We start from the raw sequence: 21,844 nt of genomic DNA, 5'->3' as shown, positions 1-21,844 counted from the left end.
CCTCCGTTCTTGTGTTACGATTTTTCTTGCTCGTGCACACCTTTTTCCATGGCTTTCCAGGCTAGTGTCGCGCATTTGATCCGTGCCGGGAATTGTGAAACCCCCTGCAGCGCTTCGATGTCGCCCAAGTCCTCAGAATCATCATAATCTTTGCCGAGCATCATGTCAGAAAAAGTTTTGGACAACCCCAAAGCCGTTTCCACATCTTTTCCTTTGACAGCCTGCGTCATCATTGAAGCAGATGCCATTGAAATCGAACAGCCTTCGCCATCAAATTTCGCATCTTTCACGATGCCGTCTTCGACCTGCAAGGTCAGATGGATGCGGTCTCCGCATGTCGGATTGTTCATTTCGATATTGATGCTGTCGTTTTCGATGGTACCTTTGTTCCTTGGCGTTTTATAATGGTCCATAATTACGGACCGATACAATTGATCTAAGTTTTTAAAAGACATCGTTGAAATACTCCTTTGCAGATCGTAATCCTTCTACAAGGCGGTCGATATCCGATTCGCCGTTGTAGAGATAGAAGCTGGCCCGGGCTGTAGACGATACTTCAAGCCACTTCATCAATGGCTGTGCGCAATGATGCCCTGCGCGAACAGCAATGCCGCTCATATCCAAAACCGTTGCCACATCGTGCGGGTGGACGTCGTTCAGGTTGAACGTCACAATGCCGGCCCTTTTGGCCGGATCTTTCGGCCCGTAGATTTCGAGGCCCTCGATTCCGCCCATTTTTTCCATGGCAATTTTGGCCATTTCATGTTCGTGCTTTTCTATTTCGTTCAATCCGATTTCATTCAAAAAATCGATTGCAGCCCCCATCCCTACGGCTCCGGCAATTATAGGAGTTCCGCCTTCAAACTTCCACGGAAGTTCTTTCCACGTTGAATCGTATAGGCCGACAAAATCAATCATTTCGCCGCCGAATTCAACCGGCTCCATTTCGTTCAATAAGGCTTTCTTTCCATATAATGCGCCGATTCCAGTCGGGCCGACCATTTTGTGGCCGGAAAACGCGAAGAAGTCGCAGTCCAATTGCTGGACATCGATTTTCAGGTGGGGTGCAGCCTGTGCACCGTCCATGACCATAACCGCACCATTTTCATGGGCGATACGGGCAACTTCCTTAACCGGGTTCATCGTGCCGAGAACGTTAGAAACATAGACCATCGAAACGATTTTCGTCCGCTCTGTAACTGCGGCCTGAACCTGTTCCAATGAAATCGTTCCATCTTCTTCCAGTTCGATGTATTTCAGGATCGCTCCACGCTCTTTCGCCAATTGCTGCCATGGAATGATATTCGAATGATGCTCCATGTAAGTGATGACAATCTCATCGCCTTCACCCACATTAGCCCGGCCGTAGCTTTGCGCGACCAAATTGATGGCTGTTGTCGTTCCGCGGAGGAAAATGATCTCCTCAGCGGATTCGGCATTGATGAACTTCTGCACTTTTTCTCGGGCACCTTCGTATTTTTCCGTTGCGCGGTTGCCGAGCGTATGCACGCCCCTGTGTACATTGGAATTATCGAATTTATAATAATTCTCCAGTGCTTCAATTACTTGCACCGGTTTTTGTGAGGTGGCTGCGCTGTCCAGGTAAACCAACGGATTGCCATTGATCTCCTGGTTCAGTATAGGAAAATAGCTTTTTATCTCTTGGTTGATCATTAGCGGACTTTCCTTTCAATAACCTCCGTCAATTGCTTTTTAACGCCTTCGATTGGCAACACGTTTACAACCGGTGCCAGGAAACCGTGAATAACAAGACGTTCTGCTTCTTGTTTTGTAATTCCTCGGCTCATCAAATAATACAATTGAAGAGGATCTACTCGGCCGACGGATGCTGCGTGGCCTGCTGTTACATCGTCTTCATCGATCAACAGGATCGGATTTGCGTCGCCGCGTGCCTTAGGGCTGAGCATCAACACCCGCGATTCCTGTTCTGCATTTGACTTCGTGGCACCATGTTCGATTTTGCCGATGCCGTTGAAAATGGAAGATGCAGAATCCTTCATCACACCGTGCTTCAGGATTTGGCCATCGGAGTTCTTGCCCCAATGAACAACTTTTGTGGTGAAGTTCTGTTTCTGGCTGCCCCGTCCGACTACCACAGTTTTCGTATCGCCGATGGAGTTATCGCCTACCAGATGCGTAACGTTTTCGGAAATCGTATCGCTGTCGTTCATCATGCCAAGCGCCCATTCGATTTTTGCGTCCCGCGCGGCAATACCGCGGCGATTGACGTATGTTGTAAATCCTTCAGCAAGAACGTCCACTGCACCGTAAGTGATCTGGGCATTGTCTTCTGCAAACACTTCAGAAACAATATTCGCCAAACCATTCGATTTTTCTACAGTCGAGAAGTAGTTCTCCACATAAGTCACTTTACTGCTTGTGTCCGCCACTACGATGACATGGTTGAACAATGAAGCGTCCGCATCGTCATGATAGAAAACGACTTGTACCGGTTCTTCGACTTCCACATTTTTCGGAACATAAAGGAAAGCTCCGCCGTTCATCAATGCAGCGTTCAAAGCAGTCAATTTATGCTCATCGGCCTTTACACCGTTCGTCATGAAATATTTTTTCACCAGATCGCCGTGCTCACGAAGTGCTGTGAAAATGTCAGTTAAAATGACACCTTTTGCAGCCAGGTCTTCTGAAATACGGGAGAATGCCGGCGTATTATTGTGTTGGATATAAAGATTTTTTTGGTCAAGGTCGACAATCGTTCTGATGTCTTCCGTAAGATCCTCAATAGATCCGAATGTCGTGCTTTTTACTGTATGAACCGGATAGTCCGTAAAATTCCAGCTCAGTATTTTCGTTTTGTCAGGTTTTGGAAGCGGCAATGTTTCCGCTTCTGCAAACGAGCGAAGGCGCAGCTCGGTAAACCATGAAGGTTCACCATTCATCTCTGAAAAGGAGCGCAGCTCTTGCTCGGTCATTTTTAAATTTGTTCCAACCGTCATGCCAGTCTCTCCCTTCAATTATGCTTGTCCTACAGTCTCGTCTTCAATTCCAAGTTCCTGCTTGATCCAGTCATAGCCTTCTGCTTCCAATTTATGCGCAAGTTCTGCTCCGCCTGATTTCACAACGCGGCCCTGCATCATAACATGTACATGGTCCGGAGTGATGTAGTTCAACAGACGCTGATAGTGAGTAATGATCAGGCAGCCGAAACCTTCGCCTTTCATCTGGTTGATGCCGTCAGAAACAACTTTCAAAGCGTCGATATCCAGTCCGGAGTCAATTTCATCCAATACTGCGATTGTCGGTTTGATCATCATCATCTGAAGAATTTCATTGCGTTTCTTTTCCCCGCCTGAGAATCCTTCATTTAAATAGCGCTGTGCCATATCCTGATCCATGTCAAGAGTTTCCATTTTGCTGTCGAGTTCGCGGATGAATTTCATCAAAGAAATTTCGTCCCCTTCTTCGCGGCGTGCATTCATCGCGGAACGCATGAAGTCAGCATTTGTAACCCCTGAAATTTCACTCGGATATTGCATTGCAAGGAATAGCCCTGCGCGTGCACGTTCATCAACTTCCATTGCAAGGACGTCTTCTCCGTCCAATGTGATTGATCCTGAAGTTACTTCATATTTCGGGTGCCCCATGATGGCAGAAGCCAAAGTCGATTTCCCTGTTCCGTTCGGACCCATGATTGCATGAATCTCACTTGTATTAATAGTTAAGTTTACACCTCTTAAAATCTCTTTACCTTCGATTTCAACGTGTAAATCCTGGATGACCAAAGTTGACATGTAAATACCTCCATATAGTTAATGATGAATGGATACCCATTCTAAATTAGTATCATTCTAATCTTAACCGATTACGACTGCTCTGGCAAATCATTAAACTATTGCGGTTCTGCTGTTCAAAACAATCCAAAACTCTGGATTTCGTCAAATGATATCTTAGTTTGCTGGTAATGAAATCCGTATTCTCATTTTCAATAAAAGGGATATAATTGAGAATTGATTTCATTAAAAAAAGCCGGTGCACAATCGCACCGGCTTACTGCCAATTCATTCTATTTATATATCACGGTGTACTTGACGTTCTAAATGAGACACGATCTTTTGGCTCTTTTGATAATCCTGTTCTCTGCGCTGTTCCACTTCAATAATCTTGTCTGTGTCATTTTGATACTCGTTGATGCCATATCCATGTGCAGTTCTGAATGCCTGTTCCATCTTCTCAGTATGCTCGATACCGTTCGAATCGATAATAAACCATTCCTTTCAAATTTTCTTACATTTCCAATTATACCCGATGATTCGGACAGTAAACTTCTTTAAAGCTAATTTATCTGAAAATGGACCTATTGTCTTATTTACTGGAAAATATAAGAAAAAGCCCGGCATCTGCATGCTGGGCTCGGGGAATTATTATTTTACTTCATTTTGTATACTGGAAGGAATCAGTTCATATTCTTCCAAAATTGTGTTAAATACGCTATCCGCTTCAGCAAATTTTTCGCTTGCCGCATCAAATGATGTTTCTTCTTCAGAAAGGGCGGCCACTTTCAAATCATAGGATTCTGAAATCATGGCAAGTGCGGATTGTAACTCTTCCGTCTCCTCTTCCAATGCTCCAGGAATCTCGATTGTTCCAACTGCCTGGGAAGTTTCTTCAGCTGAAACAGCTGCCGCTTCTTTCAAAGCCGTCAATTCTTCACCTTCCGGAAGAGTGCCTTCTTCCAGTTGCTGTTCAAATGCATTTAACTCGCCATCCGTTTCATTGATCGTGTTCGGCACTTCCATATAAAATCTCATCAGTTCTTTTTTCACTTCCGTATTATCTGTCGAAGCTTCCCCGCCGTTTGCTGGATCCGTTGTTTCTTTCGCTTCATCTGATCCGCAAGCGCTTAAAAAGAATAGTGATGACAAACCGATAATTACTAATTTTTTCATGGTCTTTCCTCCTCATCTTACAATACAACGATATATTACCATAGCATTAATGAGGAGTATAGAGGATGCGCCATAGCCGGAATTCAAACATTATTCTAAACTTTCCGCCCGTTTGTAAATCGGTCCACAATGTTTGTCAAAGCACCATCGCCTGTAACGTTCGCAGCCGTACCAAAGCTGTCCTGCGCCATATAAAGTGCAATCATCAAAGCAACCATTGTTTCGTCAAAACCAAGCATGCTCTGCAGCAAACCGATTGCTGCCATGACGGCGCCTCCCGGAACTCCCGGAGCAGCAATCATCGTAACGCCCAGCATCAGGATGAAAGGAAAGAACGAACTGAATTCAGGTGTCTGCCCAGTAAGGAATACGACCCCAATTGCACAGGACACAAGTGTAATGGTACTTCCCGAAAGATGAATAGTGGCAAAAAGCGGCACCGAGAAATCAGCGATTCTTTCATCTGCCCCTGTTTTGCGTGCCTGGCGGAGAGTCACCGGGATGGTCGCAGCCGAAGACTGAGTGCCGAGTGCTGTGAAATAAGCCGGCAGCATTATTTTCATCATACGCAGTGGATTCCGTTGGACCAGAGCGCCGGCTGTTGTGTATTGCAGCAGCAGCATCAACCAGTGAAGGATGATGATGAGCACGAATACGATACCGAATAATGAAAGGATCTCCATTACTGCGCCCCCGAAAGCCATATTGGCAAAAATACCAAAAATATAAAACGGCAAAAGCGGGATTATGATGGCAGAAATTGTTTTCTCGATTATAGTCTGGAATTCTTCGAAAAAGGAAATCATTGTCTTGCTGCCTGTCGCGGCCATGCCAATCCCCAATAGGAATGCCAGAATCAAGGCCGCCATTACGCCAAACAGGGGAGTCATTTCAAGACTTATAAAAGTTTCGGCCAATGCGTGTTCCGGATCATCGAGGCTTGTGAGTTCACGCCCGTCCATAAACCCCGGGAGAACAATAATCGCTGCAAAGAATGCAAAAACGCCAGCAACGACGGTTGAGCCATATGCCACAAGTGTAGAAATTCCAAGAAGTTTGCCTGAACCTTTGCCCAGTTTCGCAATCCCCGGAGCAATAAATCCGAGAATGATCAACGGTACAACAAAGTTCAGAAAGTTACCGAAGATTGAAGTGAAGGTTGCAAACACTCTCACCAGGTTTTCCGGTGCAAAAGATCCGATAATAACTCCCAATACAATCGCCAGCACAATCCTTGGCAATAAACCAAATTTAAACTTCATTTCATGTCCTCCTTGTGTGTACATTTGTTTTTGTGATAGTTATTAAACTACCATATAAAATGACATAAGATAAGCATTTCGAAAATACACGGAATATTAAAATTTCATTATTTTGCAATAGTCTATCTCTATTGTTTTTTAATGGAAATATAGAATTTCCTTTCTCTCATAGCAGGATAGGCAAATCAAAAAAGCATCCCGGGGGATGCTTTTTGATGATTATAAAAAGATAAAAGTTTTTTAAAACGATATTCCGCAAAACAGCTTCGAAGACAGTAGACGTGTCCTGCACGGATACTGTCTTTGCGACGAAGTGCGCAGCACTGCAGGAGCACGATTTTAAGGCTGCTCCTGCATCGCTGCGCTAGCTTCGTCGGAAAGAGCCGGCCTTGCAGGCTACGGCCAACTCTTGGCTCGCGCTGAGCTAACTCGGCCTCGTTGCACTTCGTCCGAGTGGATCTCAACACTTCGCTTGGTCCCCATGGCGTCTTCGCCGTTTTGCTCCATATCTAAGATTGTCTTCTATAAAAAGAGAATCAATTCTAACTCTATATTGAACCAGAATGAAGCGTCAGACGGCGACTCCTGCGGGAACCAGAGCGAGTCCTGAGACCCCGCAGGGAGCAACGCGACTGAGGAGGCTTAGGCCGCTCCCCGCGGAAAGCGTCCGTCTAAAGCGTAATGTTTGATGAAATTTTTTAAAAATTATTCAACCGGTACTACTGAACCGCCCCACTCTTCCAGGATGAAGTCCTGAATCTCTTCGGATTTAAGCGCGTCTACCAATGCTTGAACTTCTTCATTATCTTCATCACCCGCACGGACAGCAATAATGTTTACATACGGTGAATCCGATTCTTCAAGAGCAATTGAATCTTCCTGCGGGCTGATGCCTGCATCGATTGCATAGTTGGAGTTGATTAATACCGCATCTCCTTCACCCTGCTCGTACATTTGCACCAATAAAGACGCTTCGTAATCTGTTTCGAATTGCAGGTCTTTCGGGTTTTCGGTAATGTCACTTACTTCTGCTTTCGTTTTATCGATGTCTTCAGCCAAAGTGATCAACCCTTGCGCTTCCAGCATGGACAAAATACGTCCGTGGTCCGCAACGGAACTGCTCATTAGAATTGTGGCCCCTTCTGGAAGCTCCTCTAAAGAATCATATTCCTGGGAGTAAACTCCGATTGGCTCAATGTGGATACCGCCAGCATTGGCAAAATCATAGCCATGCTCTTCCATCTGTGATTCAAAGTATGGAATATGCTGAAAATAGTTGGCATCGATTTCGCCAGACTCAAGGTCCTGGTTCGGGAAAATATAATCCTGATACGTTTCGATTTCCAATTCGATTCCCTGCTCTTCCAAAATCGGCTGAACCTGTTCCAAAATCTCAGCATGCGGTACGTTCGAAGCACCCACTTTCAATGTGCTTGTTTCCCCTTCAGAAGATCCTCCGTTGCCGGTTTCTTCGCCGTCGCTGCCGCAACCTGCCAATGCCAATGTTGCCAATAAAGTGCCTGTTAATAGTTTTTTCATGATCTGTACTCTCCCTTTTCTCTGTAGTTAATTTTTTATGTCAACGGAATTTCCGTCATCAACGTTTGTCTGCTCTTCTTGTCCATGCATCCCCGATAAATTGAATGATGAATACGATGATCAAGATTAATATGGTGGCCATTAATACAACATCCGGGCGGCTGCGCTGGAAACCATCCAGGAATGCGAGAGTTCCCAATCCGCCTGCTCCGATGACACCGGCCATCGCAGTATAGCCGACCAATGCAATGGAGGTAACTGTGATGCCCGAAATCAGTGCGGGCTTCGATTCCGGCAATAACACCTTCCGGATGATGGTCCACGTAGTTGCGCCCATCGACCGTGCTGCCTCGACGACACCTTTATCAATTTCCTGGAAAGCGATCAGGACCAGCCGTGCATAAAATGGTGCCGCTCCAATAATCAGCGCCGGCAATGCAGCGTTCGGTCCACGGATTGTACCAATCAGAAAGCTTGTAAAAGGAATCAATAGAATGATCAAAATGATAAAAGGAATGGAGCGGAAAACATTGACGAAGACCCCTGTGAGCCAATTGACGATTTTATTGGCCCATAATTGCTTTGGCGCTGTCAAAAATAAAATGATGCCGAGTACTAGGCCAATCACGAATGTGAAAAGAGTCGACATCGCTGTCATATACAAGGTTTCCAATGTTGCCTCCCACATTTTATCCCACTCGACATTCGGAAATAATGACTCAATCATTTGCCATCACCTCCGCCTGTACGTTTTCCTGATCGAGAAATTGGAGCGCCTGGCGGATTTCGGCATCCGTGCCCTTTAATTGCAGGATCAGTGTTCCATAAGCCCCCCGCTGGGTATGGGATATTTTCCCTTGGACGATATTCACTTCCACTGGATGCTGCCGGATCAGTGCAGTCAGTATCGGCTGCTCCGCCTGTTCCCCAACAAAAATGAGCTTCACCAGTTCTCCTGAAGGATACAATTCCCGAAGATGTTTGATGGTTTCGCTTGAGTCTTCCGACTCGGTAACTTGTGCAACAAAGCGCTTGGTGATTTCCTGTTTCGGTGTCTGGAAAATTTCAAGGACATCTCCCAGTTCCACCACTTTACCGCCTTGCATTACTGCCACCCGGTGGCAGATTTTCCGGATTACATGCATTTCATGTGTAATCAGCACAATCGTTAGTCCGAGGCGCTTATTGATATCGACCAGCAAATCCAATATAGCGTCAGTTGTTTCCGGATCAAGTGCCGAGGTGGCTTCATCGCAAAGCAAAACTTCGGGATCGTTTGCCAAAGCCCGGGCAATGCCGACCCTCTGCTTTTGTCCACCTGACAGTTGAGATGGATATGCTTGCTCCCGTCCGGCCAATCCTACCAATTCGACCAACTCTTTTACTTTCGCTTCTCTCCTGGCTTTGGGAACTCCCGCAATTTCAAGCGGAAATTCAATATTCTCCTGCACTGTACGGGACCAAAGAAGGTTGAAATGCTGGAAAATCATACTTACTTTCTGGCGTGCTTTGCGTAACTTGGCGCCTTTGATATCCGTAATCTTTTGTCCATTGATGTCCACTGTCCCGGATGTCGGTTTTTCCAACCCATTCAGTATACGGATCAGCGTACTTTTACCTGCGCCGCTGTAACCGATGATGCCGAAAATTTCTCCGTCAGCAATCGACAGATTCACATCATCCACTGCTGTCAATGCGGTTTTTCCCCCATCGAAAATCTTCGTCAATTGCTTTAACTCAATCATTGAAACACTCTCCTATACCAAAATAAAAAACCCTTCTGCTCATAAATGAGCAGAAGGGCAGCGTAAATAAATATACGTTCACCGTTCTCTCATCTTCCAAAGCTTTCACTTTGTGTGACTTGGCACCATTTCATTTTCATGACGGTTGCCGGGCTTCAAAGGGCACTTCCCTCCACCACTCTTTATAAGAGTTACGTTATTAAGTTTGTAATGCAGGATATTAATTTACCACGGCTTGTTTTATCCGTCAACAGTTTGCAATTTTTCATAAAGATAAGGAACAGAGTGGAAAGCGTAAATTTTCTCTTTCAGCTTGCCGTTTTCCGTAATAAGCAGGCATGGCACACTCTCAACTTCATATAAAGATGCGATTTCCTGCACGTAATTCAAGTTCGCTTTGCCGATCGGCAATTCCGGCATGGCTGCAACGATAACTTCGAGCATTTTCGAAGCCAGCTGGCAGGTCCCGCACATCGGTGTGTAGAGATAATAAGCCGCCAGCGTATTCGTATTCTTGGCTTTTGACCATTCTTTATGGTTCCATTCATTCATGTGTCGTCATCCTTCGGCTAATAGGTTATTGACTCGGACATTTGCTGTTATAAGAACATCGGTCAGAATGCGCAAAGGTGTAGTTGCCACTTCTTTGTAACCACGGTCAATATAAAAATGCCGCGCTTCAGGAAACTCTCGTTTTACCAGCTTCCTGAGCTTTTCACCTGACTTGTCTGCATCCACTAAAATGATGATATCCTGGCCTTCATAAGGCAGCAGCAATTCTTCGAGCCTCGTTGCACTCACTGTACCATTTGTACAGAGAATCGTCACGGATTCTGCAATGAGCGGCGTAATCCTGGTCTTATCCGATATCCCTTCCACTACAATCACTTTGTCCATAATCCAACACCTCACTGAATAATTGGAATAGAAAGCATGCCAGTGTCCCTCTATTTTATATATCCTGTTCAATCTAATCAATAAATATGATTTCCTCAGCACAGCTCTGTAACCGTAAATAACTGCCGCTGCAATAAACATAAAAAAAAAGCGCCATAAACAGGCGCTTGGTCGGACTTACTCATTTGTCATTTCTTTATATTGGTCAGCATCCATCAAATCTTCCATTTCATCTTTTGAAGGTTCTTCGATGATGACCATCCAAGCCTTCTCGTATGGAGATTCATTGACAAATTCAGGGCTGTCTTCAAGTTCAGTATTGACTTCAATCACTTTTCCGCTGACTGGCGCGTAAAGTTCCGATACTGTTTTGACGGATTCAACACTTCCGAAAGGCTCATTCTTCTTCAATTCGTCACCGACCTGCGGCAACTCGACGAAAACGATATCTCCAAGTTCATCCTGCGCAAAATGTGTGATTCCGATACGCGCTTTTCCGTCTTCTACCTTGACCCATTCATGTTCTTTTGAATAACGAAGTTCTTGTGGTGTGCTCATCCAAACGCCTCCAAATATGTAGTTGCTTCCATTTCAGTTTGACATAACAACAGCTTAATTACAAGATTCCACATTCTCTAAGACCAGGTATTTTTATACGTCTCTTCCTTGAACCCAACAGTCGCCTCCGCACCATCCCAGGCAAGTGGACGCTTGATCAGCATGCCGTTCGAAGAGAGCAGTTCCAGCTTTTCATCTTCGGACATTTCAGCGAGCTTATCCTTTAACTGAAGTTCGCGGTATCGCTGCCCGCTTGTATTGAAAAACTTCTTCAAATCGATTCCGCTTGCATTCACCATTGCCTTCAACTCATCCTTTGCCGGCGGGTTATCGACAATATGTATTTCTTTGAATTCCACCTCATTCGCGTTCAACCACTTTTTTGCTTTTTGGCAAGTACTGCATTTCGGGTACCAATAAAAATTCATCATAAATATAACCTCCTCTTTCCCATTCTAGCAAAGGCAATGCATACGGACGAATAAAAAAGCGCCGCCCAAAAAATGGCGGCGCTCCAGATATATTATTAAACTACATATTTTTCAACATCAATCAGCTTCACAGCGGCTTCGCGTTTTTTCGCGATGACGTTATATGGAGTTGAACGTGTCAGTTTGCGCAGTGCTGAAAGCATCATGCGCTGGTTATCGCCATCAACTGCAGCGATCAATGTTTCTTTCGCATCTTTTTCGATTTTGTCGAATGCTTCCTGGCAATAAATTTGTGTGTAAAGAAGTTTTTGCTTCGATTTTTCTTCACCTGAAGCAGCAATCGCTTTTTCTGTGCGGAGAACTGCAGATTCCATGGCAAATACATTGCTGACGATATCTGCGATGTTCACAAGTACTTCCTGTTCCTGCTCCAATTTCTTCCCGTAAGTTTGGGCAGCCAGACCAGTCGCAAGAAGTGCGATTTTCTTCGCATTATTCACAAGGTATTTTTCCTGAGCCAAAGCTTCAGTGCCAACTTCTTCCGGCATCATCATCAACAATTCTTCCTGCAGTTTCTGGGCATGCTGCAATAGCGGCAATTCGCCTTTCATTGCTTTACGCAATAATGTACCCGGTACAAGCAAACGATTGATTTCGTTTGTTCCTTCGAAAATACGGTTGATGCGTGAGTCGCGGTAGATGCGCTCGATTTCATATTCCTGCATGAAGCCGTAGCCACCGTGCAACTGAACGCCTTCGTCAACGATATAATCCAATGTTTCCGTTCCGAAGAATTTGTTCATCGAACATTCCACAGCGAATTCAGCGATCGAATCAGCCACCAATTTGCCGTTTGCATGCTCTTCGTCTGAGAATCCGCTCATGCGATCTTCAAACAGACCAACTGTGCGGTAAACCGAACTTTCCAGAGCGTACAGATGAGATGCCATTGTAGAAAGCTTCTCACGCGTCAAGTTGAAAGAGGAAATCGGCGTCTTGAACTGCTGGCGCTGATTTGTGTAAGGAATCGTGATTTCCATTGCGCGTTTTGAAGCTCCGATAGTGCCTACTCCCAATTTGTAGCGGCCGATGTTCAGGATGTTGAAGGCAATGATGTGCCCGCGTCCTGCTTCACCCAACAGGTTTTCAACAGGCACTTCTGCATCTTCAAGGATCAATGTGCGCGTTGAAGACGATTTAATCCCCATCTTCTTCTCTTCAGGCCCGACGGAAACGCCAGTAAATTCGCGCTCTACGATAAAGGCAGAGAAATGCTCGCCATCAATTTTCGCGTAAACTACGAATACATCCGCAAACCCAGCGTTTGTGATCCATTGTTTTTCACCGTTCAATACGTAGTGTGTGCCTGCTTCGTTCAACTTGGCAGTCGTTTTCGCTCCCAATGCATCAGATCCCGAACTAGGCTCAGTCAGTGCATAAGCTGCGATCATTTCACCAGTTGCAAGGCGTGGCAAGTATTGCTGTTTTTGATCTTCGTTGCCGAAAAGGACGATCGGCAATGATCCGATACCAACGTGGGCACCGTGAGTGATTGAGAAACCGCCGGCTTTGGACATTTTTTCAGCAATCAAAGCTGAAGCAATTTTGTCCAGACCCAAACCGCCGTATTGCTCAGGTACATCTGCACCCAAAAGACCCAATTCACCTGCTTTTTTCAATAGGCGTACGGAATGTTCGAACTCGTGGTTTTCGAGGTTTTCAACAACCGGCATTACGTCCATGTTTACGTAATCCTCAGTTGATTTGGCGATCATTTTTTGCTCTTCTGTGAAATCTTCCGGTGTAAATACGCGTGAAAGATCTGCGTCTTCAATCAGGAAGCTTCCGCCTTTGATCAATGTTTTTGATTCTGACATTTTATATTCCTCCTATTTTATAAAGCTTTTATGACTTTAAATAAAATTATTTTAGATAGCCGATATTCCGCAAAACAGCTTCGCTTGCCTGGGGGCTCGCGCTGAGCTAACTCGGGCTCGTTTCACTTCGCCCGAGTGGATCTCAACACTTCGCTTGGTCCCCATGGCGTCTTCGCTGTTTTGCTCCATATCTTATTTAGAACTTTAGATGAAATTGCGGAAGGCGGCGACTCCTGCGGGAATAACATGAGACGAAGACCCCGCAGAAGCGAAGCGCCGAGGAGGCTGAGGCCATGCCCGCGGAAAGCGTCCGCCTGGAGCATTTTCATCGGACTCATTCATAGACTAACTATAAAAAACCTACAGCATTTCAAAGACGCCTGCCGCGCCCATTCCTCCGCCGATACACATTGTGACAACGCCGAATTGTTTGCCCTGGCGCTTCAGTTCACTCAGCATGCGGATTGTCAGTACAGAACCGGTTGCACCCAGTGGGTGGCCAAGCGCGATTGCGCCGCCGTTCAAGTTGACTTTGTTGATATCAAGATTCAGTTTTCTGATAACCGCCAAAGATTGGGAAGCGAACGCTTCGTTGAGTTCCCAGACATCAATGTCGTCAATTGTCAGGCCTGCAAGTTTCAAAGCTTTTGGAATCGCTTCAATCGGTCCGATGCCCATTATTTCCGGTGGAACGCCGCCTGTTGCGAATGAACGGAATTTCGCGATCGGTTTGAGGCCCAATGCTTCAGCTTTTTCACGGTCCATCACCAATACTGCACCTGCACCATCGGAAGTCTGTGAAGAGTTGCCGGCTGTTACAGAACCGCGTGCCGAGAAGGCCGCGCGCAGTTTGTTCAATGTCTGGATCGACGTACCATGGCGGACGCCTTCATCCATTTCGAACATGAAGGATTTTTCCTGGTATTTATTGTTTTCATCCACATAACGCTTTGTCACTTCTACCGGTACGATTTCATCTTTGAAATGGCCTTTTTCAATTGCCGCTGCAGCATTTTCATGCGAACGGACTGAAAAAGCGTCCTGGTCTTCGCGGCTGACGCCGTATTGAGTTGCCACCTGCTCTGCTGTGTGGCCCATGCTCATATAGTACTGAGGGGCAGTTTCCGCCAGCTTAGCATTCGGACGGATAACGTTGCCCATCATCGGTACCATGCTCATCGATTCAACACCACCGGCGATGATCGCTTCCGCATGGCCGACCATGATGCGTTCGGCTGCATAGGCGATCGACTGAAGGCCTGAAGAACAGAAGCGGTTGACTGTAACTGCCGGTGTTGTATCCGGCAAGCCCGCCAAAGCACCGATGTTCCGGGCGATATTCATGCCCTGCTCTGCTTCGGGCATTGCACAGCCCATAATCAAGTCATCGATTGGACCGTCATATCCACCGGCCCGGTTCAACGTTTCTCTAACAACCAATGCGCCGAAATCATCCGGCCGCACTGATGCAAGAGAACCTTTTTTCGCTTTTCCGACCGGTGTTCTGGCACTGGCCACGATTACTGCTTCGCGCATATCTTTTCCTCCTTTAATATCTTTGGATCAATTGCGTAATGGTTTTCCTTTAACAAGCATATGCTGCATGCGCTGCTGGGTTTTCGGCTGAGCCACCAAGCTCAGGAAGGCCTGGCGTTCAAGGTCGAGCAAATATTGCTCATCCACTTTGGTGCCGTATGGAACTTTGCCACCTGATAGGACAAACGCCAATTTTTGAGCGATTTTCAGATCATATTCACTGATATAGCCGGAAAGGAACATCCCCTCAGCACCAAGCAATAAGGTCGCATAACCCGGTTCGCCGGTTACAGGCACTTTTTCCCGTTTCGGCGCTTTGTAGCCATTCTCATATAAAGACAATGCTGCCTGTTTTGCATCATGAATCAAGTGGTCGCTGTTGACACTGATACCATCCACAAAGTTCAGGAAGTTAGTTTCACGCGCTTCTTCAGCAGAAGTGGACACTTTTGCCATCGCGATGGATTCGAATACTTTGCTTGCGACATTCTGCAAATCGAAATCGATGCCATTCGGCAAGCCTTTCAGGTGTTTCATATAAAGTTCCTTGTTTCCGCCACCGCCAGGAATCAGCCCGACACCCGCTTCGACAAGTCCCATATAAGTTTCCATTGAAGCCTGTATATGCGCGGCCGGAAGAGCTACTTCAGCTCCGCCGCCAAGCGACATACCAAATGGTGCAGCTACAACAGGTTTTGAACTGTATTTGATTTTCATCATCGCGTTTTGGAACGTCTTGATCGTGAAATCAAGTTCGAAAATATTGTCATCCTGTGCTTCCATCAGGATCATGCCGAGGTTGGCACCAACACAGAAATTTTTGCCCTGGTTGCCGATGACAAGGCCTTTGTAATTTTTCTCGACTTCATCGACCGCGAAATTGATCATTTGCATGATATCAAGGCCGATTGCATTTGATTGTGAATGGAATTCAAGAAGAGCTATGCCATCCCCAAGATCTATCAGGCTTGCACCTGTATTGGATTTGATAACGCCATGCTTTTTCTTATAGCGCTTCAAGTCGATCACTTTTTCATTTAACGGAACAGCTTCATAACCTGACCCATTAAAGAAATGAAGATCGCCGTCCACTTCTTTGTAGAACGTCTCATTGCCGCTGTCCAGCAGATTTTGAGCGAAGGCAGGCACGTCATGCCCTTCTTCCTTCATTTTTGCAACGGATTTCTCAACACCGATTGCATCCCAAATTTCGAATGGTCCCTGGTTCCAGCCGAAGCCCCATTTCATAGCATTGTCGATTGAGACGATGTCGTCGGCGATTTCTCCATTCAATTCGGCAGAATAGCGAAGAACTGGTGCAAGGATGTTCCACAACAACTCTCCTGTGCGGTCGTCTGCATAGACCAGGGTTTTCATCTTCGCCGCAAACCCTTTTTGCGCTTTGGCCATTTCCTGTGAAGGCGTTCTCAACTTGCCCGCAGGACGGTATTCCATTGTTTCCGGATCGAGTTCAAGAATTTCCTTGTCTTTTTTCAGGAAGAAACCTTGCCCCGATTTTGCGCCAATCCAACCGTTTTCGACCATTTGTTTCATAAAAGCAGGAGCTTCAAAAACTTTTTGTTCTTCACCTTCAGTTTTATCGTAGACGTTCTTCGCCACATGCATGAATGTATCGAGGCCGACTACATCCAGTGTACGGAAAGTAGCGGATTTCGGACGTCCGATCAAAGGTCCGGTTACAGAATCCACTTCACCGATGGAATAGCCACGGCTCTGCATTTCACGGAGTGTCACCAATAACCCGTAAGTTCCAATGCGGTTCGCAATGAAATTAGGTGTATCTTTCGCGATAACGACTCCTTTGCCCAGAACGTCTTCTCCAAAAGCAGTCATGAATTCTACGATTTCCGGCGCCGTTGTCGCTGCAGGAATTACTTCCAAAAGTTTCAGGTAGCGCGGTGGGTTGAAGAAATGGGTCCCAAGGAAATGCTTGCTGAAATCCTCCGAACGGCCTTCAGCCATCGCATCAATGCTGATTCCTGAAGTATTCGATGAAATGATTGTACCGGGTTTTCTAACGGCATCAACTTTTTCATACAAAGATTTTTTTACGTCGAGATTTTCAACTATCACTTCCACAATCCAATCAACGTCTGCAAGTTTCTCCATATCGTCTTCAAGATTCCCCGGGGTGATAAGGTCCAAATTCTTTTTGGCCGTCAGAGGAGCCGGTTTCTGTTTCAATAATTTCTGGATTGAAGTTGTTGCGATACGGTTGCGAACTGCATGATCTTCAAGCGTCAGACCTTTCGCCTGTTCCGCTTCCGTCACTTCACGCGGAACTATATCCAGTAATAATACCGGAATTCCTATGTTTGCAAGATGCGCTGCAATCCCTGAACCCATGACTCCGGATCCGATTACTGCTGCTTTTCTTATTTGGTATGCCACTAGCAAACCCTCCTCAAATTTTTTGAATGAATACTCATTCATTTTTAAGCGAAAAAAAATAGAACGTTCTCTATATCCATTAGTGTAAGTTATTTTCCTTTTTTTCGCAATATTTAATCGTTAAAAATTTGGCCGCGCAAGATTCTTTTCTTTTCGAAAAAGCATTTGAAAGGTACACTGTAAAAGTTGAAGTAATATAGAAGAAACAACAGGAGGGTAATTTATGAAACCGATAAAAACGAATGAAGAGTTCCAAACAGCAATTACTGGCGATCAGCCGATCATCGTGAAATTCCAGGCGGGCTGGTGTCCGGATTGCACACGCATGGATATGTTCATCGACCCGATTATGGCTGAATACAGCCAATACCAGTGGTTCGATTTAAATCGTGATGAACTGCCGGAAATCGCCGAAAACTATGAAGTCATGGGGATTCCGAGCCTGTTGATCTTTAAGCAGGGGGAAAAAACAGCTCACCTTCACAGTGCAAACGCTAAGTCACCGGAAGAGGTCACCGAATTTTTAGCAAAACAACCGGAATAGGCTCATGTCTATTCTTTTTTACTGTATAATTAAGTTACCAAATTTAGTGAGGTGTCATTGTGGATCCCCAAAAAGAGATCAGTGAATTAAAAGACCTCGTAAAATATTACGAAATGGTCATCAAAAACATGTCTGCGCCAATCATTCCGTCAATCGTGCCACAGACCATTCTAATTCCGATAGCGGGCATCGTTTCAGCTGACCGGTTTGAATTGATTCGCACGAAAGCATTACAATATGCGGCCGACAACCGCGAAACAGAATGTGTCATCTTCGATTTTACAGGAGTCCAGTCAGAAGACGTCCAAACTTTCGACTACAGAGAGCTTGCAAGTGAGCTGACGATGTTGAACAATTCCCTGAAATTGATGGGACTTCGTTCGATTTATGTGGGTTTCAACCCACGCTTTGTACGGGAAATTGTCCGTGCGGGCATCCATGTGGAGTTGGAAGTGTATCAGAATTTCCGTGCTGCGCTGAAACAGATATTGGATGGAAGAAAATAAGATTCTTTCATCAGAGCAGTTCAGGATAAAGTTGGAGGCGAGTGTTGTGAAAGTCATACTGCCGTTCGAAGGAATGTCACAATATGATAATGCCATCGACAGAAAAAAACGCGGTTCCGCTTGCGGCCCTGTCACTGCAGCCTCAATTTTCAGGTTTTATGAAAACAACAATCTTGAAATCAATGACGTATATAGGCTTCTCGGCACAACGCCAATCGGCCTTTTTACGTGGCGGTTGCTTCGGAATTTCAGGAAGTTTGCCGGCAGTCGCTACCAGCTTGAAAAAACACGTTCGATTTCCGAAGTGAAACAGGAACTTGTGGCAGGACGGCCACTGGCGATGAAATTCGACCGCTATTTCACATTTCGGTGGTTTGCCAAGCCTCTGTTTAAGTACCATTGGGTGCCACTCATCGGCTTCGAGGACAAAGATGGGGATGTGATCCTGTATTTTCACGATAACGGAAAAAGAAACCGCCCGAGTAAAGTCCAGACAGTTTCTTATCATGACCAGCGCTCTGTGCTGAGCTTTGTCAAAATCGTTCCACTACCTCCGGAATGATTTTTTAAAGATTTTTTTCCAATTGCCGCGCCAGAAGATTCAATTGCTGATCTTCGCAAAGACGGATATGGTCAGCGGTGTATCGCTGCACTGCGATGTCACTCAAAGGGATATCAAGTGCAATATCACATTTAATCACAGCAAGCTCTTTGGATAGAAGAAGCATCTTTTTGCTTTCTTCTATCTTTTTCTTTTGCGCCGGTTTTAATTCATCGATCGCTGACAGCACTCCGTCCGTAGAGCCGTATTTCCGGATCAGCTGCAAAGCTGTCTTCGGCCCAATCCCTTTGACTCCGGGATAGCCGTCGCTTGCATCTCCCATGAACGCCTTAACATCTGCGAATTGATCCGGTTCGATTTCATATTCTTCCCTGAAGCGCTGATCGGTGTAAATATCGTATATGTGAAAACCTTTTTTCATGAAAGCGATCTTTACGGAAGGCTTCAACAGTTGGAGCATATCTTTATCTCCGGTAATGATCGTAAAGTCCACTTCATCTTCCCATTGTTTCGTGAAGGATCCGATAAAATCATCGGCTTCAATTCCCTTTTCTCCAAAATTGCGCCAGCCCAATTGTTCGGAAACACTTTTCGCCAGATCAAATTGATGCAGCATATCTTCAGGCGGTGCCGGCCGATTCGCTTTATAGCCATCAAACAAATCAGTTCGGAACGTATGGGCCCCCATATCCCAGCATACTGCCATATGAGTCGGTTTCATCATTGTTTTGGCAGCAAGGACGTGTCGCGTAAACCCTTGCACTCCGTTGGTCGCGAGCCCTTCTGATGTCCTGAAGTACTGGCCGACTGCGGAAGTCGCGAAGAAGGAACGAAACAGTAAAGCCATGCCGTCAACCAATAATACATGTGGTCTTTCCATAAAACAATTTCCTCCATTCATTTATTCCCATAATCCATTATACGCTCTTCAAACATAAAAAACTGCACTTCCATGGCCGGATTATAATCCGGCTGTGGAAGCGCAGTTCAAGTCTGCGGTTTTATCGTTTCCGTTTTATTGCTTTGTATTCAAGGTTCATCGCTTTGTAGAAAGCACCCATCATGAGGAGCATAATGATTGAAAACGGGAATGCCGCAATGATCAGTACGGTTTGCAGTGTATTCAAACCACCCGTGGACAAGAGAATCACAGCTATTGAAGACTGGGCAACTCCCCAAGTCAATTTCACTGCATTCTGCGGATGAAGTGAGCCATTCGTTGTCTGCATGCCGAGAACAAATGTCGCTGAATCCGCTGAAGTGATGAAGAAAGTAGTAATCAATAATACAGCTACGACCGACATCAGAATGCCGAGCGGCAATTGTGAGAACGTGGCAAACAGTGTTTCTTCAGGCATCAGTCCTGACATATCAAAACCGCCGTCCTGTACGTCGATTGCAGTCGTACCAAAAGCCGAAAACCAAAAGAAGCTTACTAATGTCGGAAGCATCAGAACACCGAATAGGAACTGGCGGATTGTCCGACCTTTCGAAATACGGGCGATGAATATACCGACGAATGGCGCCCATGATATCCACCATGCCCAATAGAAGATGGTCCAGCCATCGATCCAGGCACGATTTTCACCATCGATCGGCGCCGTACGGAAACTCATTCTGACCAGATTCTGGAGATAAGTTCCGAGCGTGTCCGTAAACATATTGAATATAAGCAAAGTCGGTCCCAAAATGATGACCAATACCAGCAAGAGTACTGCAAGAACCATATTGGTATTGGATAAATATTTAATCCCTTTGCTTAACCCAGTCCAAGCTGAAAACATGAATAGTACTGTTACTACACCAATGATGACGAGCTGTGTAACAAAACTGCCCGCCGTAATGCCGTCAAACATATAAGCAAGACCACCATTGATTTGAATTGCACCAAATCCAAGTGTGGTCGCTACGCCTACGACTGTCGCAAAAACAGCGATAACATCAACAAACGTTCCCCAGACACCTTTCATCCGGTCTCCGAAAAGAGGTTTCAGGGTCGCTGAAATCAGCCCAGGCTCTCCTTTACGGAATTGCGAATAAGCCAGTGCCATTGCGACTACTGCGTATATGGCCCAGGCATGTATGCCCCAATGGAAAAAACTGACGCGCATGGACTCACGGAATGCCTCCGCTGTTCCTGGTTCAGCTGTTGCCGGGTCAACCGCATAATGCGAAAGCGGTTCAGCCGCTCCCCAGAATACGAGCCCAATTCCCATGCCTGCAGAAAATAACATGGCAATCCATGTAGCAAAAGAAAATTCCGGTTTATCCGTGTCTTTGCCCAGTCTTACCTGCCCCATTGGACTTATGAGGAAAAACAGACAGAATAGTACCATGACAGATACGATCAATAGATAATACCAGCCAAACGAGTTGGTCAGGAACGTTCTCATACTGTCTGTAATTGACGCGAAGCTATCCGGAGCCAGCGCACCATAGCCTACAGCCAAGGCGACAAGCGCAAGCGCTATCCAGAAAACATTTGTTACCTTTTTCATGCAAAGTCCCCCTTTTTCATTTTCTGTTCACAAGATTTCATCTTGACTTCAAAATCAGCATGCACAGAGTTACGGATTCAATCAACAATATTCAAGACTACGGAAAATAGATGGTGAAGTCAAGTCTGCCCTCTAATCTCTTCTAAAATATGTATGCGAAAAGACCACTTTATATAATACCCTGTCCCCGTTTCAATAAAACAAAACTGGAATTCGAAGCTATTTAAAAGACAGACTTTTCTCCTGGTTTTTTCTAATATTGTCGCTACACTTTCAGGCAAGCCGGACATTATTCCATGTTTTCATGTGCTCAAAGGAGCAGGTAAATCCCATTGGAATTCAAGTCATTTTTTTGCTGAACCTCAATTATTCTGTCATCACCTTTCAAAAAAACTCTAAATGGTAACCACCGTAACGCTGCTAGGTTTGTAATTATCCAGTTGCATAGCAGACAATACTATTATAGCGATTTATTTTTATGATCTCCACTTCCGATTCCTGTAAACCTATTGCAATTGGTTTCGGAGAATCACTATCAGCTGTTATTAT

Annotated in this window: 21 protein-coding genes and 1 riboswitch; of the genes, 3 read left to right on the top strand and 18 right to left on the bottom strand. The window is 45.5% G+C overall.

Annotated elements, in window-relative coordinates; translation table 11 throughout:
- Positions 1-14: 14 nt before the first annotated feature.
- The 16 genes from sufU to DIJ65_RS09950 all read right to left on the bottom strand — a co-directional run bounded on the left by sufU (position 15) and on the right by DIJ65_RS09950 (position 17,185).
- Positions 15-455, bottom strand: a complete 441-nt coding sequence (sufU, locus tag DIJ65_RS10025; protein ID WP_117301750.1) for a Fe-S cluster assembly sulfur transfer protein SufU — start codon at positions 453-455, stop codon at positions 15-17.
- Positions 445-1,674: a cysteine desulfurase gene (locus tag DIJ65_RS10020; RefSeq protein WP_117301752.1), complete on the bottom strand. Its 1,230-nt coding sequence runs from the start codon at positions 1,672-1,674 to the stop codon at positions 445-447. Before DIJ65_RS10020 ends, sufU begins: the two co-directional genes overlap by 11 nt.
- Positions 1,674-2,978 carry a Fe-S cluster assembly protein SufD gene (sufD, locus tag DIJ65_RS10015; protein ID WP_117301754.1) on the bottom strand — a complete coding sequence of 435 codons (1,305 nt, stop codon included), beginning with the start codon at positions 2,976-2,978 and terminating at the stop codon, positions 1,674-1,676. The genes DIJ65_RS10020 and sufD overlap by 1 nt, the downstream gene beginning before the upstream one ends.
- A gap of 18 nt (positions 2,979-2,996) precedes the next feature.
- Positions 2,997-3,779, bottom strand: a complete 783-nt coding sequence (sufC, locus tag DIJ65_RS10010) for a Fe-S cluster assembly ATPase SufC (RefSeq protein WP_313903016.1) — start codon at positions 3,777-3,779, stop codon at positions 2,997-2,999.
- A gap of 624 nt (positions 3,780-4,403) precedes the next feature.
- On the bottom strand, positions 4,404-4,928 hold the full coding sequence (locus tag DIJ65_RS10005; protein ID WP_117301757.1) for a hypothetical protein: 525 nt from the start codon (positions 4,926-4,928) through the stop codon (positions 4,404-4,406).
- A gap of 95 nt (positions 4,929-5,023) precedes the next feature.
- Positions 5,024-6,190, bottom strand: coding sequence for a dicarboxylate/amino acid:cation symporter (locus tag DIJ65_RS10000; RefSeq protein ID WP_117301759.1), 1,167 nt, complete (start codon positions 6,188-6,190; stop codon positions 5,024-5,026).
- A gap of 705 nt (positions 6,191-6,895) precedes the next feature.
- Positions 6,896-7,729, bottom strand: coding sequence for a MetQ/NlpA family ABC transporter substrate-binding protein (locus DIJ65_RS09995; RefSeq protein WP_117301761.1), 834 nt, complete (start codon positions 7,727-7,729; stop codon positions 6,896-6,898).
- Positions 7,730-7,787: 58 nt separating this feature from the next.
- Positions 7,788-8,456, bottom strand: a complete 669-nt coding sequence (locus tag DIJ65_RS09990; RefSeq protein WP_117301762.1) for a methionine ABC transporter permease — start codon at positions 8,454-8,456, stop codon at positions 7,788-7,790.
- The gene (locus DIJ65_RS09985) at positions 8,449-9,474 is read right to left on the bottom strand and encodes a methionine ABC transporter ATP-binding protein (RefSeq protein WP_117301764.1); all 1,026 of its coding nucleotides are present in this window, start codon (positions 9,472-9,474) and stop codon (positions 8,449-8,451) included. Before DIJ65_RS09985 ends, DIJ65_RS09990 begins: the two co-directional genes overlap by 8 nt.
- An 86-nt stretch (positions 9,475-9,560) precedes the next feature.
- A riboswitch (SAM riboswitch) is annotated at positions 9,561-9,665 on the bottom strand.
- Between the two features lie 49 nt (positions 9,666-9,714).
- Positions 9,715-10,026, bottom strand: a complete 312-nt coding sequence (locus DIJ65_RS09980; protein WP_117301766.1) for a thioredoxin family protein — start codon at positions 10,024-10,026, stop codon at positions 9,715-9,717.
- Between the two features lie 6 nt (positions 10,027-10,032).
- The gene (locus tag DIJ65_RS09975) at positions 10,033-10,371 is read right to left on the bottom strand and encodes a ribonuclease M5 (protein WP_117301768.1); all 339 of its coding nucleotides are present in this window, start codon (positions 10,369-10,371) and stop codon (positions 10,033-10,035) included.
- A 177-nt stretch (positions 10,372-10,548) separates the two neighbouring features.
- Positions 10,549-10,929 carry a glycine cleavage system protein GcvH gene (gene gcvH, locus DIJ65_RS09970; RefSeq protein ID WP_117301770.1) on the bottom strand — a complete coding sequence of 127 codons (381 nt, stop codon included), beginning with the start codon at positions 10,927-10,929 and terminating at the stop codon, positions 10,549-10,551.
- Between the two features lie 77 nt (positions 10,930-11,006).
- Positions 11,007-11,360, bottom strand: coding sequence for an arsenate reductase family protein (locus tag DIJ65_RS09965; RefSeq protein WP_117301772.1), 354 nt, complete (start codon positions 11,358-11,360; stop codon positions 11,007-11,009).
- 95 nt (positions 11,361-11,455) lie between these two features.
- Positions 11,456-13,237, bottom strand: coding sequence for an acyl-CoA dehydrogenase family protein (locus DIJ65_RS09960; protein WP_117301774.1), 1,782 nt, complete (start codon positions 13,235-13,237; stop codon positions 11,456-11,458).
- A 360-nt stretch (positions 13,238-13,597) separates the two neighbouring features.
- Positions 13,598-14,773, bottom strand: a complete 1,176-nt coding sequence (locus DIJ65_RS09955) for an acetyl-CoA C-acetyltransferase (protein ID WP_117301776.1) — start codon at positions 14,771-14,773, stop codon at positions 13,598-13,600.
- Between the two features lie 27 nt (positions 14,774-14,800).
- On the bottom strand, positions 14,801-17,185 hold the full coding sequence (locus tag DIJ65_RS09950; RefSeq protein ID WP_117301778.1) for a 3-hydroxyacyl-CoA dehydrogenase/enoyl-CoA hydratase family protein: 2,385 nt from the start codon (positions 17,183-17,185) through the stop codon (positions 14,801-14,803).
- A gap of 223 nt (positions 17,186-17,408) precedes the next feature.
- Between DIJ65_RS09950 and DIJ65_RS09945 the strand changes: the two genes are divergently transcribed.
- Genes DIJ65_RS09945 through DIJ65_RS09935 form a run of 3 tightly spaced genes read left to right on the top strand, consistent with a single transcriptional unit; the run spans position 17,409 to position 18,797 of the window.
- Positions 17,409-17,729: a thioredoxin family protein gene (locus tag DIJ65_RS09945; RefSeq protein WP_117301780.1), complete on the top strand. Its 321-nt coding sequence runs from the start codon at positions 17,409-17,411 to the stop codon at positions 17,727-17,729.
- Positions 17,730-17,788: 59 nt separating this feature from the next.
- The gene (locus DIJ65_RS09940) at positions 17,789-18,235 is read left to right on the top strand and encodes an STAS domain-containing protein (protein ID WP_117301781.1); all 447 of its coding nucleotides are present in this window, start codon (positions 17,789-17,791) and stop codon (positions 18,233-18,235) included.
- A 46-nt stretch (positions 18,236-18,281) separates the two neighbouring features.
- On the top strand, positions 18,282-18,797 hold the full coding sequence (locus DIJ65_RS09935) for a C39 family peptidase (RefSeq protein ID WP_117301871.1): 516 nt from the start codon (positions 18,282-18,284) through the stop codon (positions 18,795-18,797).
- 4 nt (positions 18,798-18,801) lie between these two features.
- On the opposite strand, the gene DIJ65_RS09930 is transcribed toward DIJ65_RS09935, so the two are convergent.
- Together DIJ65_RS09930 and DIJ65_RS09925 are read right to left on the bottom strand one after the other, a co-directional pair.
- Positions 18,802-19,677, bottom strand: a complete 876-nt coding sequence (locus DIJ65_RS09930) for a 5'-3' exonuclease (RefSeq protein ID WP_117301783.1) — start codon at positions 19,675-19,677, stop codon at positions 18,802-18,804.
- A gap of 121 nt (positions 19,678-19,798) precedes the next feature.
- Positions 19,799-21,295 carry a glycine betaine uptake BCCT transporter gene (locus DIJ65_RS09925; RefSeq protein WP_117301784.1) on the bottom strand — a complete coding sequence of 499 codons (1,497 nt, stop codon included), beginning with the start codon at positions 21,293-21,295 and terminating at the stop codon, positions 19,799-19,801.
- Positions 21,296-21,844: the final 549 nt, after the last annotated feature.

Origin of the sequence: Planococcus salinarum (genome assembly GCF_007004625.1) — a bacterium.
In the GTDB taxonomy this organism is placed as follows: domain Bacteria; phylum Bacillota; class Bacilli; order Bacillales_A; family Planococcaceae; genus Planococcus; species Planococcus salinarum.
Note: the sequence above shows the minus strand (reverse complement) of the source record. Positions and strands in the feature narration are given on the sequence as shown.